Below are 15,334 nucleotides of genomic sequence, written 5' to 3' on the forward strand. Positions count from 1 at the left end.
GCAGCGTCAGATGTGTATAAGAGACAGGCATAACGCAGCAGCTTGCATTGACGATGTACGAGGGTGGGATTGTGGTCGTGGTAGACCGGGGCGCGAAAGCGGGTGACGTGCCCGGTGAATTCCAGCGATTCATGCACACGCACGTCGCGCCAGCGGGCACGTCGTCGATGATACAGACGCGTGATCTTTTCTCGCGCCATGGGCCGATACCAGCGCATCGGCGCGCCCATGAACCAGGAGGCGCGAACCAACGTCGCGCCAGCACTCTCCGAAGCGAGCAGGGCGGGCAGATGACGCATCATTTCGCCGACCAGTTCGGCCGACAGATACTCGTCCGCGTCGAGATACAAGATCCAGTCGTGCGCCGCCTGGGTCGCGCCGAAGTTGCGTTGCTTGCCGAATCCGAGCCAGTCCTGATGGACCACGCGCGCACCGTGCGTCTTCGCGATCTCGACCGTGGCGTCTGAGCTGCCGCAATCGATGACCAGCTTTTCCGCAACGAATGTCACACTGTCGAGGCATCGGCCGATCTTCTCGGCTTCGTTGTGAGTCATCACCAGGAGCGTCATCGGCAGGACGACTGCCGCGGGCTCGCACGTTTGTCGCACGCTGCTGGTTTCAGCGAGCGAACGTTCGACGGCGGCGTCCGCAAGGTGCGGGCGGCGGTCGAGGGCGGCAGCTGAAGTGGAGGTTTTCATAGGGCGCGATCGAGTTTTTCATGCTGCTGCGACGCACTCTATTAGGGCCGGACCGTAAGGGCCTCCATACGTGACATCGATCCATCGAGTCACTACGCTCGCGGCGCATGTCATCCATCGCTGGGCAGCTTCATGAATCCGCGTGGCCGCGTACGTTTGCCATGGCGGTGGCCTACATCGCCGGTTACGTACTGCTCGACTGGCTGAGTTACGTGCAGCCGGAGCTGAAACTCGGCATCACGCCGTGGAATCCCCAGGCCGGATTGACTATGGCGATGCTGATCGTTTGCGGCGCCTCGCGGGCATGGCTGACGCTGCTGGCCGTCGTACTTGCGGAAATCATGATTCGAGGACAGCAGGCAGGCTGGTCCGTGCTGCTGCTGGGAGCTGCGCTCATCGCTGCTGTTTACGCGTGTGGCGCGCACGTGTTGAGAAGACACGAACTGGCCGAATCGATCGAGTTTCCACGGCACGTCGTGTGGCTGCTCGTTGTGGGGGCAATCGTTACGCTCTGCGTCGCTTGCGGATACGCGCTGCTATTCAGGCCGACCAGTGGGGTGCCGATCGAGCGGATCATCGGACGCATCGCGCGCTACTTTGTTGGCGACTTCAACGGCATCTTGACTGTCACGCCCGTCTTGCTGAGCGCGCCTCGGTGGCGAGAGGGGCTGCGCGCGATAGCGGCTCGTCGCGTGGAAGTGGCCGGCCTGGCCGTTCTGATCGGGGTTTTGCTCTGGGGCATCTTCGGCGATCACAACACGGAGGACATGCGCTTCTTCTATCCGCTGTTCGTGCCCGTCATCTGGGTCGCTCTGCGCTGGGGAGTGCCGGGCACAGCGTTGTGCATTCTGATCCTGCAGTTCAGCCTGATGCTGACGGTGGAGGATGACCTCATCTACACGCCGCCGCTGCTCGATCTGCAGTTGCTGATGGTGACTTTGGGAACGACGGGATTGCTGCTCGGTGCGGTGGCAGCCGATCGAGCCGTGGCGTTGCGCCGGGTGGCGGAGCGCGAAGGTGAGCAACGTGCCATCATGGCGATGGCGCCCGATGCGATAGTGACGACGGACACAAACCTGCGGATCGTGTCGGCCAACGCAGCGGCTGCCGACATGTTCGGTATGAGCGAAAAGCAGTTGGCGGGGCAGCCACTGTCGGCGCGGCTCGAATCCATCGAGCTCGATTCGAGCCAAGGTCGCGCCAGCCCGAGAGGGGTGCGAGGCGACGGCTCGACCTTCCCAACGGATCTCGCATGGGCGAATCGGGACACCGCGAGTGCGCAAGGTTACATCCTCGTGGTCCGAGACATCACAGAGCGGTTGGCGAGCGAGGCGCAGGCGCGCGAGCGCGAGGAAGCACTGGCGCGTGCCATGCGGTTTGCCGTTGCGGGCGAACTCGCCTCGGCCGTGACACACGAGCTGAACCAACCCATTACCGCGCTGGTCTCTTATTTGCGCGCGGCGCAGATTCTCGCCGATCCGCTCCACGATCAGGACAAGCGTCTTGGAATCACGCTCGATAAGGCAGCTAACGAAGCCATCCGAACTTCCGATGTATTGCGACGTCTGCGTGATTTCTATCGCGGCAGCGAGCCGCAGCGGGAGATCATCGAGATTCCGCAGTTGATCGCCTCTGTCGTTCGCAGCCACGACGAGCGGCTGACGCAAACTCAAAGCCGCTTGCATACAGACTTCGCTGCCGACCTGCCGCCGGTGAACTGCGATGGCACGCAGATCGAAATGATTCTGCACAATCTGCTGGGCAATGCCCTCGATGCCATCGCGGCGACCGGCCGAGCGGATCATGAGATTGCGGTGACCGCCACGCATGACGTGCGGACCGTGAGCATAGCGATCGAAGACACCGGCCCGGGACCAACGCCTGAAATTGCCGCGCAGTTGTTCGAGCCCTTCGTGACCAGCAAGCCGGCCGGCATGGGCCTGGGGCTTGCGATCAGCCGTTCGCTGATCCGCGCCCAAGGCGGCGATCTGTGGGCCGAGCCGGGCGGCTCGCTCGGCGGTGCGCGCTTTGTGCTGTGTATCCCCACCACTGCAACGACGCAGTCCAACTTATGAACGAACCTACCGTATTTCTGGTCGATGACGATGCCGCCGTGCGCGATTCGCTGAGCCTGCTGTTGTCGCTCAAGCGGTTGCGAACGCAGGTGTTTGCGGGCGCCGAGCAGTTTCTCGCCACGTACAGTCCCGAGATGTGCGGTTGTCTGCTGACCGACCTGCGCATGCCCGGCATGTCGGGTCTGGAGCTGCAGATCGAGCTGCGTGCCCGAGGTGTCCAGCTACCTATCGTCGTGCTTACGGCGCACGGCGATGTTTCGACCGCACGCACGGCGCTCAAGAACGGCGCCGTCGATTTTCTGGAAAAGCCCGTCGACGACGAGGTGCTCGTTGACGTCCTGAGAAACGCGATCGGCATCGACGCACAATGCCGTGCGGCTGCCAGCGAGCAACGGAAGAAACTCAGCATGCTGGAGCGGCTCACACCCCGCGAGCGCGAGGTGTTCGATCTTCTTGCCAACGGTCTGCAGAACCGCGATATCGCGCGACAGCTCGGCATCAGCCCGCGCACCGTGGAAGTTTACAAAGCACGCGTCATGGAGAAACTGCAGAGTCGTAGCGCGGCGGACCTGGTGAAACTCAGCCTGAGCGTTTCGTCCTGATCCAAAGCGCAGTTTCAAGGCGCCAACCGAGTAAAGACATAGTCTCGATCTTTGACGAGTGCCGCGTGACTGGCATGGCACGTCTGGTGTTGCGCCTCGTCGGCCGGCTGACCAGCGATGAAGCGTCCGTAGCCCCAGCCTCCGGTAGCCGCGTAACGTTTCGAATTCTTCACCATGACTTGCACCGTGGTTGCGTCCCCTGGGATCGACGCTGACTTGAAGTCAGGAGACTGCACGTGCTGCCACGCCAGCTTGATCAGCACCGCGCCGTCGGGGAAGGGCCGGATGTTGTCGCGATAGGCGCGCATCGCCGCTGCGTTTCCCAGCACGACGCGCAACTCATCGAACGGCGCGGCCTCGTGCGCCGGCGCGATCAGCGGCCAATCCCGATACTGCCTTGGTAGCTCGACGCCATAGATCGGAGATTTCTTGTGACTATCGGTTTCGGCATGCACGACGCAGAGGGCTGCCAGCGTGATGATCGCGATACCGAATCCACTGAAAAATCGTTTACGCATCAGCGTGCTCCTCGGGATGTAGCCAAGCGATCGGCATCGAGAACCGCCTGTGTGAACTCGCTCGGAGCTTCCTGCGGTGGGTTGTGTCCAATGCCGCCTGTAAACAAGCGGTGCTGGTACGGACCAGTGAACTTGCTCGCGTAAGTTGCTGGCAGCGGATGCGGCGCTCCATTGGCATCGCCTTCGATCGTGATCGTCGGCACGCCGATCGTCGGGCTTTGTGCCAGTCGCTGTTCGATTGCAGCGTACTTCGGCTCGCCCTGCGCCAGCCCGAGTCGCCAACGATAGTTATGAATGACGATGGCGACGTGGTCGGGGTTGTCCAGTGCCGCGGCGCTGCGCTCGAACGTGGCATCGTCGAAATGCCATTGCGGAGAGGCCAGCTGCCAGATTTGTTTGGCGAAGTCATGCGTGTACTGCGCATAGCCCGCGCGGCCACGCTCGGTGGCGAAGTAATATTGATACCACCACTGCAGCTCGGCTTTGGGTGGCAGCGGTTGCTGACCGGCCGCTTGGCTGCTTATCAAATAGCCGCTCACCGAGACCAGTGCCTTGACGCGCTCAGGCCACAACGCAGCGACGATGCCCGCCGAGCGTGCGCCCCAGTCATAGCCCGCTAGCACGGCACGGTCGATCTGCAGCGCATCCATCAAGCCGATCACATCCGAAGCCAGCGCCGCCGGCTCGCCATTGTGAAGCGCATCTTTCGAGAGGAAGCGCGTGCTGCCGTAGCCGCGCAGATGCGGCACGATCACGCGATAACCCTTCGATGCGAGCAGCGGCGCCACTTCGCCATAGCTGTTGATGTCGTAAGGCCATCCATGCAGCAGGATTACGACCTGGCCGTCGGCCGGACCCAGCTCGGCGTAGCCGATGCTGAGGTCGTTGGCCTCCACCTGTTTGTTTGCGATCAGCGAGGAGGATGTCATAGCGGATGTAGTCCCAGCGGCGAGCAGGGCCGCGAAGCTCAAGATGACGCGCGCAGCCAGGCGCGAACGTTGGGGGCGTGCGATAGCAGAAAGGTTGGCGTTCATGACATCGTCCTTAGAGGGTGAAGCCACCATCGATCGTCAGACTGGCGCCGGTCATGTAGCCCGATTCATCGCCGCTCAGATAAGCGACCAGCCCGGCCACTTCCTCTGGCCGTCCCACTCGACCCAGCGGATTGCGCTGGGCGAGCGCCTCCAGGAAATCGGCGGTGATGTCGGTTTCGATCGGGCCGGGCTGGATGTTGTTGACCGTGATCCGGCGCGGCGCCAGGTCCAGGGCGAGCTCGCGCACCAGCGTGGCGACCGCCGACTTGGTCATTGCGTAGACGCTGCTGCCGACCACGCCACTGCGAACCGCCACGTTGCTGCCGATGGTGATGATGCGGCCGCCGTCGCTCAGGTGCGCCGCCGCCGCTTGAATCGCCAGAAACACACCGCGGACATTGACGCTCAACATTCGATCCAACGTTTCCAGGCGGAATTGATCCAACGGCGCGCCCTGGTAAAGACCGGCACTGACCACCGCCACATGCAATCGGCCGAAGCGCTCAACGGCGGCCGCTACCGCTGCGGTGATTTGAGTTGGATCGGCGCTGTCGGCTTTGATGGCGAGTGCCCGTCCGCCCGCGCCCTGAATGCTCGCTACCACCTCGGCGGCCTTGTCCGGACGCGAGACGTAGGTCAACGCGACGGCGTAGCCTTCGCGAGCCAGGCGCTTGGCGACAGCGGCGCCGATACCGCGAGAGCCGCCGAACACCAGCGCGGCTTTCTGGGAAGTTTTCGAGTCGGTTTGCATGGGAATGACCTCTAGTTGCGGGGCCAACGGCAGCTGCGTCGGCGATGGCACCATTGCAAGCGAGGGACGTGTCGGCGACGTGTCCAGAGCGGGCGGATTTGTCAGCGAATCCATGGGATCGCCGCTGCAGATACACAGTGATACAAAGCCTCCCGGCAGGCACCGCCGTGGGGCGGTACGATTCGTGCCGAAGGCAATAGCTGCTCGTTTGCGATTGGAGGCCTGCGATGTCCCATATCGACCACATTCTGGTTGTCGACGACGATCTCGACATTCGCCAGATGGTCGGCGATTACCTGCGCAAAAACGGGCTGCGCACCAGCCTGGCGGCGAATGGACGCGAGCTGCGCGCCGTACTGGAAACCAGCGACGTGGATCTCATCGTCCTGGACGTCATGATGCCGGGCGAAGATGGCCTGTCTCTTTGCCGAAATTTGCGCGCTGGGAAGTTTCGTAGCATTCCGGTGGTGATGCTGACGGCCCGCGACGACGAAACGGATCGCATCGTCGGCCTGGAGATGGGCGCGGACGATTACGTGGTCAAGCCGTTCTCCTCGCGAGAGCTATTGGCGCGGATCACCGCAGTGATCCGCCGCACTCGTATGTTGCCGCCCAACCTGCAAGTCAGCGAAGCCGCACGTTTGATCGCTTTTGGCCAGTGGCGCCTGGATACCACGGCGCGTCATTTGTTGGACCGGGAAGGCACGGCTTATGCGCTGAGCGGTGCGGAGTTTCGACTGCTGCGCGTCTTCATCGATCACCCGCAACGGGTGCTGAGCCGCGACCAGTTGCTCAACCTGACCCAAGGACGGGATGCGGAAATGTTCGATCGCTCCATCGACCTGTTGGTGAGTCGCCTGCGGCAACGTCTTGGTGATGGCGCACGCGAGCAGACCTACATCAAGACCGTTCGCAGTGAGGGCTATGTCTTCAGTCAGCCGGTGGTGCTCGTGGGTGAGGACGAATGAGTGGTGCCACCTCGAAACGTGAATTCCGCGTGCTGCCCGGCACCCTGGGCGGGCGGCTCATCTTGATTCTTGCCGCGGGGCTGCTGCTGGCGCACGCGCTTTCCTTCGGATCCTTGTTCTACGAACGCGCCGGCGCTACGCGTTCGATGATGCTGACTGGCTTGGAGCAAGACATTCCGGTGAGTGTCGCGCTCCTCGAACATCTGCCAGCAGCGCAGCGAACAGCATGGCTGCCGCGGTTGGAGCGTCGTACCTATCGATATCTGCTGCGTCCCGCTGCGCCGGGCGGGCCGTTGGCGAGCGATCGAGCCCGGCAGGTGACGGGGTTGATCGACCGTTCGCTGAACCAACGCTATGAGCTGCGCCCGCGAGCGGTATCCGCATCGCCCGAGCGCTACGAGGTGGAATTGACTCTGGCGGATGGGCAGCCGTTGACCATCGAAGTCACGCCTTCCTTGTTGCCGATTGCGCGATGGCTGCCCTGGGTGCTGGTAGTGCAAGTGATCTTGCTGTTGGGATGCGCGTGGCTTGCGGTACGACTGGCAACGAGACCCCTGGCGCAGTTGGCAGAGGCCGCCGATCGGATGGATCCATCGGGGGCGGGTGAGCAACTTTCACAGGTGGGCCCGTCGGAAGTGGTGAAGGCCGCGCGTGCGCTCAACGCGTTGCGCTCGCGTGTTGCCGCCCACGTGGCTGAGCGCATGCAGATCCTGGCTGCGATTTCACACGATCTGCAGACACCGATCACTCGAATGCGGCTGCGTCTGGAGGCCATGGACGAAAGCCCTGCGCAGGAGCGTCTATTGCAGGATGTAAACCATGTCAGCCAGCTGGTCCGCGAAGGAGTGAACTATGCTCGCAGCGCCAATGTGGCTATGGGACCGTCAGTGCGGCTCGATCTGGAATCCTTCCTCGACAGCGTGGTGGGTGATTATCAAGACATGGGCAAGGCTGTGGTGCGCAGCGCTGGCGACAAGCCATCGTTGCAAACGCACCCGCAGGTGCTGCGCCGGGTCGTACAGAACCTGATCGACAATGCGCTGGCATATGCAGGCAATGCCGAAGCGGCGCTGCGTGTGGAACCGGGGCGGGTCTGCATCGAAGTCATGGATCGCGGTCCGGGCATTCCAGCGGATCAGTTGGAAGCGGTGCTGCAGCCATTCCATCGGCTCGAGTCATCACGGTGTCGCGCGAGTGGCGGTACCGGTTTGGGCCTGGCGATCGCTCAACAACTCACGCAGGCGCTGGGCGGCAGCCTGGCGTTGAGCAATCGCGAGGGTGGTGGGTTGCGGGCGACCGTGACTCTCAGCGCCGCCGTGCCGCTCACGTCACGTACTTGATCAGCAAATCGCTCAGCCGACGCTTGCGCGCGTTGTAGGGAGGAAACAGCAGTTCCAGGGCCGAGAGCGGGCCGGCGGACATCACCGCGCGCTCGTGAGAGAACGCTTTGAAACCGAAGAGGCCGTGCGCATTGCCGATGCCCGAGGTGTTGACGCCGCCAAACGGCAAATTGTGTTGTGCAAATTGCTGTAAGCACAGGTTCACGCACAGGCTGCCGGAGCTCGTATTCGTTTCGATCGCTTGGACGGTGCGCGCACTCTTGCTCCACACGTACAGCGCCAACGGTTTCGGTGCCGCGTTGATCTCCGCGATGATTGTGTCGAGAGAATCGAATGTGAGGATGGGCAACACCGGACCGAAGATCTCCTCGGTGCGAATCTGCGCATTGGGTGGAACGTCTCGCAGCAGTGTGGGTGCGACGTAGCGCGAATCGGCGTCGGCTGTGCCGCCACACGCGATCTGGCCGCCGGCCTGTACCGCTTCATCGATGAGCCGAGCGACGCGTTCTGCGTGCCGACGATGAATCATGCGGGGAAAATCGGGACTGCTCTTGATCGCAGCGTCGCTGTCGCCGTAGCGCTGGGCGATGGTGCTGCGGCACAGATCGACAAAGCGGTCGGCGACATCACGATGCACGTACACATAGTCGGGGGCGATGCAGGTTTGGCCTGCGTTCACCATCTTTCCCCAGATGATGTGTTCCGCGGCACTGCGCAGATCCGCAGTCGCGTCCACGATGACAGGTGATTTTCCTCCGAGCTCCAGCGTCACCGAGGTGAGATTGCGAGCCGCCGCCGCCATGACGATCTTGCCGACGGCCGGCGAGCCCGTGAAAAAGATATGGTCGAAGGGTAGCGAGAGCAGGGCGGTGGCAGTCTCCGCCGCACCTTCGACGACGGCGACTTCGTCGCTCGCGAATACGGCCTTGATGATGTCCGCGACGACGCGATTGGTGTGAGGCGTGAACTCCGAGGGCTTGAGAATCGCCGTGTTGCCCGCGGCCACGGCGGAGACCAGCGGCCCCAGGGACAAGCTCAATGGATAGTTCCAGGGGCTGATGATGAGGCAGCGGCCTTTGGGCTGATACATCACGCGGGAGGTCGTGCCGAGCGTTGCCATGGTCGGGCTGATCCGATGCGGCTTCATCCAGCGTTTCAACTTCGCAATGGCATGCTTCGCCTCGCCGAGCAGCGGCAGCAGCTCAGTGAGGATGGTTTCCGTCGGATGTTTGCTCAAGTCACGGCTGGCCGCCTCCAGTAGCGCATCCTTGCGCTCCAGAGTGGCGTCGACCAGTTGCGTCAACTTGAGGCGGCGCTGAGCGGCGGTCGATTGTCTCAGCCGCAATGCCGTTGCTGCCTGCGACTCGAACAGCCTCGCGGCGGAATCATCCATTAGCAGTTCCATTTCTCTCAAAACGAGACCATCGCTTCCACGCCCCACTGGCGCGGTCTGGAGATCGAAGCGAACGGCGTGCCGAACGTGTCGGTCGTAAGGTTGTTGATGCCGGTCACGTACTGATCGTTCAGCACGTTCGTTACGTATGCCGCGAGGCCGAGCGTGTCGTTCGCGCTGGTCCAGCCAAGCCGCAGGTCGAGACGCTGCGTGGCCTCGCCGACCTTGAAGGCGGCCTGCAGTGCGCAATTGCCCTGTCGCTCGGAGTCCGCGTTACAGCGCGACTTGCCACGATACGCGTACCGGCCTGACAACTCCACGTCGCCTGTGGCGCCCAGCGCCCAACTGTAGCTCGCTCCAAGCGAGGCGCTGAGATACGGCTCACCCGTCGGTTCGCCCGAGAGGTTGAGTGGATCCTCGCCCCGCGTCACTTTCTTCTTGTACGTCGCGTCGATGAAGGCAACGTTGGCGTAGAGCCTGAACTGATCTATCGGGCGCCACTGTGCGTCAACGTCGATGCCCCAAGCTTTCTCGTCGCTGGTGTCGATCAGGTACTGCGGAATCTCGGAGCCTTCGATGTCGCTGACCAGCGAGATCGCCTGCTTATTTTCATAGATGTAGTAGAACGCCGAAGCGTTGAGAATCACGCCCACCTGCGGGAACACGCTCTTGATGCCGGTCTCGACATTCCACACGTCCTCGTTCTCGAACTCCGATCCGACCTCGGTGCTGTTATAGCCGCCGGCCTTGTAGCCTTTGGCGAGCGAGCCAAACATCATGACGTTCGGGGTAATCTTGTAGTCGAGCACCAGGCGCGGGCTCACGTCGTCCCAAGAGTCTTTCTTGGACACGCCGCCGGGCGGCGTGTCCACCTGGAACACGACATCCGCGAAGCGATACGCCTCGGGCGGAATCGGGAATATCGTGAAGAAGCCCACCTGTTCGAGTCCCGCGACCACCTGGTCGAGCTCCGGGGTCTCATGCGGGCCATTGATCCACGTGAACTTCTTGGTGTCGTGCGTGTAGCGCAGACCGAAGGTCAGGTTGGTGCGGTCGTTGACGTGCCAGATCACGTCGCCGAATGCCGCGTACGCCTCGAAGTCGCCGCGGTTGTACATGGCTTCGCGCCACGGCAGGCCGAGCATGCTGACACCGAACGGCTCGATGAAGCTGCTGGTGCCGGCGAACAGCGGGAACGGAATGCCCAACTCGTCGTAGATGCCGAGGTTGACCGCGAGGGTATCGATGCCGTCGGTGAAGGTGTGCGTGTCGCTGATCTGATTGGCCTTCTCTTTGTAATAGCTCACGCCACCGACCCAGTCGATGCGTGCGGTTCTGCCGGAGAACTTGAACTCCTGGTAAAAGCTCTTGTTGTTCTCGATGTTGGCTGTATCGAAATACGTGGCGATCAGATTCGTGCCGTCTTCGTCCTCGCGGTTGACGGTGTCGAACTGGCGCCACGAGGTGCTGGAGCGAAAGTCCGCCTCGCCGAAGGTGTGGTCGATGAACAGGTTCACCTGATCGAGTTGACGCGATTCCTCATTGCCGACCACATCGTTATAGACCGGCGCTTTGCGAGGATCGAGGTAGGTGGTGCGGTCGGCCGGGTAGGGGATCTGCGTCTGACCGGCCTGCACCGGCACGAGGCCGATTGCCGGTCGCGCCAGCTGATCGAGGTCGTCATGGTCCCAGGAGAGCGTCGCGCTCGTCTGTTCCGACAGCTTCCAGCGCAGCGCGACCCGGCCGGCCCAGTTCTCCTCGGGCATGAGCTCCTGGCCTGTGGCTGAATCCTTGAGCCAGCCGTCGCTCTTGTTATAAACGCCGTTGATACGCAGGGCGACGCTGTCACCGATCGGCGTATTCAGCATGCCTTCGTAGTATTGCTTGCCGTACTCACCAACGCGGACCCGCAGCAACGAGTGAAATTCGTCCTGCGGTTGGCGAGTGACGATCGAGATCGCGCCGGCGGCGCTATTGCGTCCAAACAGCGTGCCTTGAGGACCCTTCAACACCTCGATGCGCTCGACGTCGTTGAATGCGAGCAGCGATGCGCCGGAGCGCGCCGCATAGACGCCGTCGACGTACACACCCACTGCGGGTTCGGTGCCAACGCCGAAGTCACCTGTCTGGATGCCGCGGATCTGATAGCGCGGCTGCGTGGGGCTGCCGTCCGAAACAACCAGGCCGGGCACAAAGCCATTCAGATCGCCAAGATTTTCCGCTACGACGTCTTTGATCAGTGCGCTGTCCACAATTTGCATCGCGATTGGCACCTCCTGCAGCGATTGCGTGCGTCGCTGCGCGGTCACCAGAATTTCCTCGAGGCCGCTGACCTCGGCTTCCTGCGCCAATGCAACTTCGGGCGCCGTGGCCGCGAATCCCGTCCCCGTCAGCACCGTGGCGATTGCATACGCGAGCCGGTTCCTGCGATTGCTCATCTTGTTCTCCATCAGTGAGATCGTCAGTGAGATCAATTCGTCACTTGCAGCATGTAGTGCGCGACTGCGAGACGCGTCTCGGGATCGAGATAGTCCTGCGGTGGCATTTCGGGATAGTCATCGCGCTTCTTCACGGGCTTGGCGATGAAGTCGGCGAGGCCCTGCGGGTTATCCATGTACAGCGCCTGGATCACTTGCACCGGCGGACCGATCATGCGGCCGTTATAGGTATGGCAACCGGTGCAGATGCCGAGATACACCACCTTGCCGCGTTCGCCCGGTTTGATCTCGCGTGGCGGTACGGGCGGCAGCAGGTAATGGACGGTGGCGGCGGTGTTGGTGAACTCACATTCAGTGAAGTCACTCACGCCAACGGTTACATACTGGTGGCGATTGATGATGCAGCTGTCCGGGCTGGGGCCAACGCGCACGATGTCGAGATTCTTCGCTCCCACCTTGCCCTCGGCGAGCAGCAGCGCTTTGGCCTCCGTGATCGTGTCGTAGCCGTTCCTGAGCATCACGTTGTCGAGGATTTTCACGCGATCCGAGTTCGGATCCGATTCCGGATCGGCGGTGATGTTCTGCGCATGGGCGTGGTCCGTGATGATGATGCCGGACACCTTGTTGTCGGAGATGACATTGCCCTCGATGACCACGTCGTCGGCCGCCATGACCAGGATGCCGGTGCCGGCCGGAATGCCGGCTACGGTCGAGCCGGGCGCGCCGAAGTTCGGGTGGTTGTTTCCGACCACGAAGTTGTTACGGAAGATCACATCGACCGTGTCCTTGATCGGCAGCCCCGGCGTGACGAACGCGAGCAGACCGCCCGAGTTGTTGTGCACGTAGTTGTGCTCGACGATGGCATGGCGGCTGTTCTCGATCTCGATGCCGGCGACGCTGTCGAACACGTCGTTGTGCGCGACCAGGATGTTGTCGCTCATGCCGATGTAGATGGCAGCGTCGGCGATCCCTGAAACCACGTTGTGCTCGACGATGCCGTTCTTGCCGAGTTGCGGAAAGATGCCGTACACGCCGGATTCCGCGATCACGTTGTTGCGGATCTCGAAGTTGTTGCCGGCCTGCCCCATGATCCCGTTGCCCTTGTAGTTGCGGATCTCGAGGTTTTCGGCGACGAAGTTGTTGCCCGAGTAGAGAATGGCGTCGTTGAGTTTCTTCTGGCCGTCGAGCACGGCACGGCGACCGGCCTCGATCACGCCGATGATGCGGATGTCGTCTTTGTCGATGTACACGGTTTCGTGATACGTGCCGGGCATCACGCGGACGATGGTTCCCTGCGGCGCTGCTTTGATCGCCGCCTGAATCGATTCGCCATCCTTGACCACGACGACGTTGGTCGGCGCCGGACCTGCGACTGATCTGATCGCGGTCCCCGGTGTCGCAGCGGCGCCCTCAGTCTTGAAGCCACCGCTATAGCTGGCTCCATGCGTCGATGAACTGATCGTCAGATCCTGCTTGCTGCCACGGCCGAAGTACGCGCCAGCGCCGAACGACACTGCGGCCACGAGCAATCCCACGATGAGGCCCTTCTTCATCTTTATTTCCCTCGCTTGATGGGCGTCAGGCCGGACGGGAGTCGCGCCGGTTGCTGCGGCAGGAACGTCTCGTCCGTCAGGGTGCCCAGAAAATCCACGATCCGATCGACCTCGGCGTCCGTGAGCTTTGGATCCGAGATGTGCCAGTGCAGATAGAGATGCAAGTCCTCGGGCACCGCGTTGCCCCGTCCCTTGTTGTAGAACTCGACGACGCTGCGCAGGTCGGTGAATGCGCCGGAGTGTGAGTAGGGGGCGGTGCGCGTGATGTTCCGCAGCGTGGGCACCTTGAATCCGCCCTTTAATTTCGGGCTGTCCAGAATGGGCTCGGCGCCAACGTCGAACGGGTGGCCGACGGGCTCGGGCATGCCGATGACCGCGATCTGCTCGTTGGTGAACAATGGCGGCGTGTGGCACTCGGAACAGCGCGCGACGAACGAGCGAAATACGTTCAGCCCCTCGATCTCACGTTCCGAGAGCGCGGCATCGTAGCCATGAACATAGCGGTCGTAACGACTGTTGAGGGACACGAGCGAGGTTTGGAAGGCGGCAAGCGCCGTGAAAACCTGTTGCTCAGTGATTGGATCGCGATGGCTGGGGAAAGCTTGCTGGAACAGGTGACGATAGATCGCGTTGCCGTTCACACTTGCGAGCAGCTGTGTCGGCGTGTTGCCCATCTCACGGCGCGAGTAGAGCGAGCCGGGCGCCTGCGCTTCGAGAGAGCTCGCGCGCGCATCCCAGAAGAAGCGCTTGAGGAATGCCACGTTCCATAGTGTCGGCGCAGCGCGGCCCGCGTCTTCACCATGGATGCCGATGGATCTCGGACGTGCGTCGGAGAGGCCGCGAGTGGGATCATGGCAGCTCGCGCAAGACAGCGTGCCATCGCCCGACAGCACAGGATCGAAGAAGAGATATCGCCCGAGGTCAATCTGCTGTGGCGTGAATCCGTCCCGGTGCGGCGGCAGAGCGGTGCGTGTGCCGCCGAGGCCGCGATTCTCGAGCGAGTCGTAGAATTGATAGAGCGTGCGCAGTTCGCACACGCCGGCCGTTGTTTTCTCGAATCCCGGCGGGCAAGAGGTGTTGAGCGTGAAATCGGTCGATGCCGGCCCGGTTGCGCCAGCGGTCCCTGCGGCCGCGATGAGCAACACGAGCGCGCGCATCATTTGGGGCGGCCCTGCCGATGAATGAACGCGATGATGTCGTCGAGATCGCGGTCCGATGGCAGTGTCTTGGCCATCATGGCCATCTGCCGACCGGGGGTGTCTTGCGGGTCGGTGCCGCGCACTCCATCCCGGAAGTGCGCAAACTGCCGCTTGATATAAGGGGCGTCGAGACCGGCGAGTCGCGGTGCGTTCAGCGCTGGGTTGCCTTCGGCCGCTCCGCCATGACAGGCGCCGCACTTGCCTTGGTAAAGGTTGTTTCCGTTGTGCAGATTGCCGGGCGCGGCGACTGCGGTAATGGTCTTTGGGAGGCTCGCGACATAGCTCGCGACTTTCGCGATAGCCGCGTCGTTAGCGAGCGTCGCCGTCGCCGCTGCCTGCATTTGAGCTCCCGGGACATCGGACTTGTCGATGCCGCGACGGCGATTCCGGAAGTTGCGCAACTGGCGCTCGAGGTATGTCGTGTCCTGGCCGGCAATGGCGGGCGCGTTGAACGTCGCGTTGCCTTCACCCTTGCTGCCGTGGCACGCCGCGCACTGTGCGAACAGTTTGTCGCCATCGGCGGCGAAACATCCTGCGCCGTATATCAGCAACACTGCTCCGATCCATGACGTGAACGCGGTTCGCCGCGAGCGTCGGCCTGGCGCTGCCGCTCGCTTGTTCGATATCCGCATCACCGTCGCCTCCCCAGGGACGACGTGTGCCGATCGGGATGGGCTCGAGCGCATCAGAAAGAAAGATGCTGTTGTATGTTGCTTGCTGTTGCGCTGCGTTCATACCCGACCTACCCACGGATTGCAATCGCGG

Annotated in this window: 13 protein-coding genes; 4 read left to right on the forward strand and 9 right to left on the reverse strand. The window is 62.3% G+C overall.

Annotation, left to right across the window (positions count from 1 at the left end; translation table 11 throughout):
* A partial coding sequence (locus D0550_RS15335) for a glycosyltransferase family 2 protein (protein WP_349770720.1) occupies nucleotides 1-569 on the reverse strand: 569 nt, incomplete at its 3' end.
* A gap of 236 nt (nucleotides 570-805) precedes the next feature.
* On the opposite strand from D0550_RS15335, the gene D0550_RS15340 reads away from it, so the two are divergent.
* Both D0550_RS15340 and D0550_RS15345 read left to right on the forward strand, forming a co-directional pair.
* A complete protein-coding gene (locus tag D0550_RS15340; RefSeq protein WP_116810070.1) occupies nucleotides 806-2,773 on the forward strand; it encodes an ATP-binding protein in 1,968 nt (655 codons plus the stop codon).
* Nucleotides 2,770-3,375, forward strand: coding sequence for a response regulator transcription factor (locus D0550_RS15345; protein WP_116810071.1), 606 nt, complete (start codon nucleotides 2,770-2,772; stop codon nucleotides 3,373-3,375). The genes D0550_RS15340 and D0550_RS15345 overlap by 4 nt, the downstream gene beginning before the upstream one ends.
* A gap of 14 nt (nucleotides 3,376-3,389) precedes the next feature.
* Here the strand turns inward: D0550_RS15345 and D0550_RS15350 are convergent, their stop codons facing one another.
* Genes D0550_RS15350 through D0550_RS15360 form a run of 3 tightly spaced genes read right to left on the reverse strand, consistent with a single transcriptional unit; the run spans nucleotide 3,390 to nucleotide 5,678 of the window.
* Nucleotides 3,390-3,893: a cytochrome P460 family protein gene (locus D0550_RS15350; RefSeq protein WP_116810072.1), complete on the reverse strand. Its 504-nt coding sequence runs from the start codon at nucleotides 3,891-3,893 to the stop codon at nucleotides 3,390-3,392.
* A complete protein-coding gene (locus D0550_RS15355) occupies nucleotides 3,893-4,927 on the reverse strand; it encodes an alpha/beta fold hydrolase (protein ID WP_116810073.1) in 1,035 nt (344 codons plus the stop codon). Before D0550_RS15355 ends, D0550_RS15350 begins: the two co-directional genes overlap by 1 nt.
* 10 nt (nucleotides 4,928-4,937) lie before the next feature.
* Nucleotides 4,938-5,678 (reverse strand): SDR family NAD(P)-dependent oxidoreductase, encoded by a 741-nt coding sequence (locus D0550_RS15360; protein ID WP_174842499.1) that lies wholly within the window; start codon nucleotides 5,676-5,678, stop codon nucleotides 4,938-4,940.
* 227 nt (nucleotides 5,679-5,905) lie between these two features.
* On the opposite strand from D0550_RS15360, the gene D0550_RS15365 reads away from it, so the two are divergent.
* Together D0550_RS15365 and D0550_RS15370 are read left to right on the forward strand one after the other, a co-directional pair.
* Nucleotides 5,906-6,646 (forward strand): response regulator, encoded by a 741-nt coding sequence (locus tag D0550_RS15365; RefSeq protein WP_116810074.1) that lies wholly within the window; start codon nucleotides 5,906-5,908, stop codon nucleotides 6,644-6,646.
* Complete coding sequence (locus D0550_RS15370; protein WP_116810075.1) at nucleotides 6,643-7,986, forward strand: sensor histidine kinase; 1,344 nt, start codon at nucleotides 6,643-6,645, stop codon at nucleotides 7,984-7,986. Before D0550_RS15365 ends, D0550_RS15370 begins: the two co-directional genes overlap by 4 nt.
* Here D0550_RS15370 and D0550_RS15375 read toward each other — a convergent pair.
* The 5 genes from D0550_RS15375 to D0550_RS15395 are packed head-to-tail and all read right to left on the reverse strand — an operon-like array spanning nucleotide 7,970 to nucleotide 15,123.
* Complete coding sequence (locus D0550_RS15375) at nucleotides 7,970-9,379, reverse strand: aldehyde dehydrogenase family protein (RefSeq protein WP_206606309.1); 1,410 nt, start codon at nucleotides 9,377-9,379, stop codon at nucleotides 7,970-7,972. The two genes, D0550_RS15370 and D0550_RS15375, sit on opposite strands and share 17 nt — an antisense overlap.
* A gap of 17 nt (nucleotides 9,380-9,396) precedes the next feature.
* Nucleotides 9,397-11,817 (reverse strand): TonB-dependent receptor, encoded by a 2,421-nt coding sequence (locus D0550_RS15380; protein ID WP_206606310.1) that lies wholly within the window; start codon nucleotides 11,815-11,817, stop codon nucleotides 9,397-9,399.
* 32 nt (nucleotides 11,818-11,849) lie between these two features.
* Nucleotides 11,850-13,370 carry a parallel beta-helix domain-containing protein gene (locus tag D0550_RS15385; RefSeq protein WP_116810078.1) on the reverse strand — a complete coding sequence of 507 codons (1,521 nt, stop codon included), beginning with the start codon at nucleotides 13,368-13,370 and terminating at the stop codon, nucleotides 11,850-11,852.
* 2 nt (nucleotides 13,371-13,372) lie between these two features.
* Nucleotides 13,373-14,527, reverse strand: coding sequence for a cytochrome-c peroxidase (locus D0550_RS15390; RefSeq protein ID WP_116810190.1), 1,155 nt, complete (start codon nucleotides 14,525-14,527; stop codon nucleotides 13,373-13,375).
* Nucleotides 14,527-15,123, reverse strand: a complete 597-nt coding sequence (locus tag D0550_RS15395; protein ID WP_161965845.1) for a c-type cytochrome — start codon at nucleotides 15,121-15,123, stop codon at nucleotides 14,527-14,529. The genes D0550_RS15390 and D0550_RS15395 overlap by 1 nt, the downstream gene beginning before the upstream one ends.
* Nucleotides 15,124-15,334: the final 211 nt, after the last annotated feature.

It is taken from the genome of Steroidobacter cummioxidans (assembly GCF_003104955.1).

Coding starts and splice junctions, on each gene's coding strand:
- D0550_RS15350 (WP_116810072.1), bottom strand. CDS start 3,893: ATGCGTAAACGATTTTTCAGTGGATTCGGTATCGCGATCATCACGCTG.
- D0550_RS15370 (WP_116810075.1), top strand. CDS start 6,643: ATGAGTGGTGCCACCTCGAAACGTGAATTCCGCGTGCTGCCCGGCACC.
- D0550_RS15345 (WP_116810071.1), top strand. CDS start 2,770: ATGAACGAACCTACCGTATTTCTGGTCGATGACGATGCCGCCGTGCGC.
- D0550_RS15360 (WP_174842499.1), bottom strand. CDS start 5,678: ATGCAAACCGACTCGAAAACTTCCCAGAAAGCCGCGCTGGTGTTCGGC.
- D0550_RS15340 (WP_116810070.1), top strand. CDS start 806: ATGTCATCCATCGCTGGGCAGCTTCATGAATCCGCGTGGCCGCGTACG.
- D0550_RS15385 (WP_116810078.1), bottom strand. CDS start 13,370: ATGAAGAAGGGCCTCATCGTGGGATTGCTCGTGGCCGCAGTGTCGTTC.
- D0550_RS15380 (WP_206606310.1), bottom strand. CDS start 11,817: ATGAGCAATCGCAGGAACCGGCTCGCGTATGCAATCGCCACGGTGCTG.
- D0550_RS15355 (WP_116810073.1), bottom strand. CDS start 4,927: ATGAACGCCAACCTTTCTGCTATCGCACGCCCCCAACGTTCGCGCCTG.
- D0550_RS15375 (WP_206606309.1), bottom strand. CDS start 9,379: ATGGATGATTCCGCCGCGAGGCTGTTCGAGTCGCAGGCAGCAACGGCA.
- D0550_RS15390 (WP_116810190.1), bottom strand. CDS start 14,527: ATGCGCGCGCTCGTGTTGCTCATCGCGGCCGCAGGGACCGCTGGCGCA.
- D0550_RS15365 (WP_116810074.1), top strand. CDS start 5,906: ATGTCCCATATCGACCACATTCTGGTTGTCGACGACGATCTCGACATT.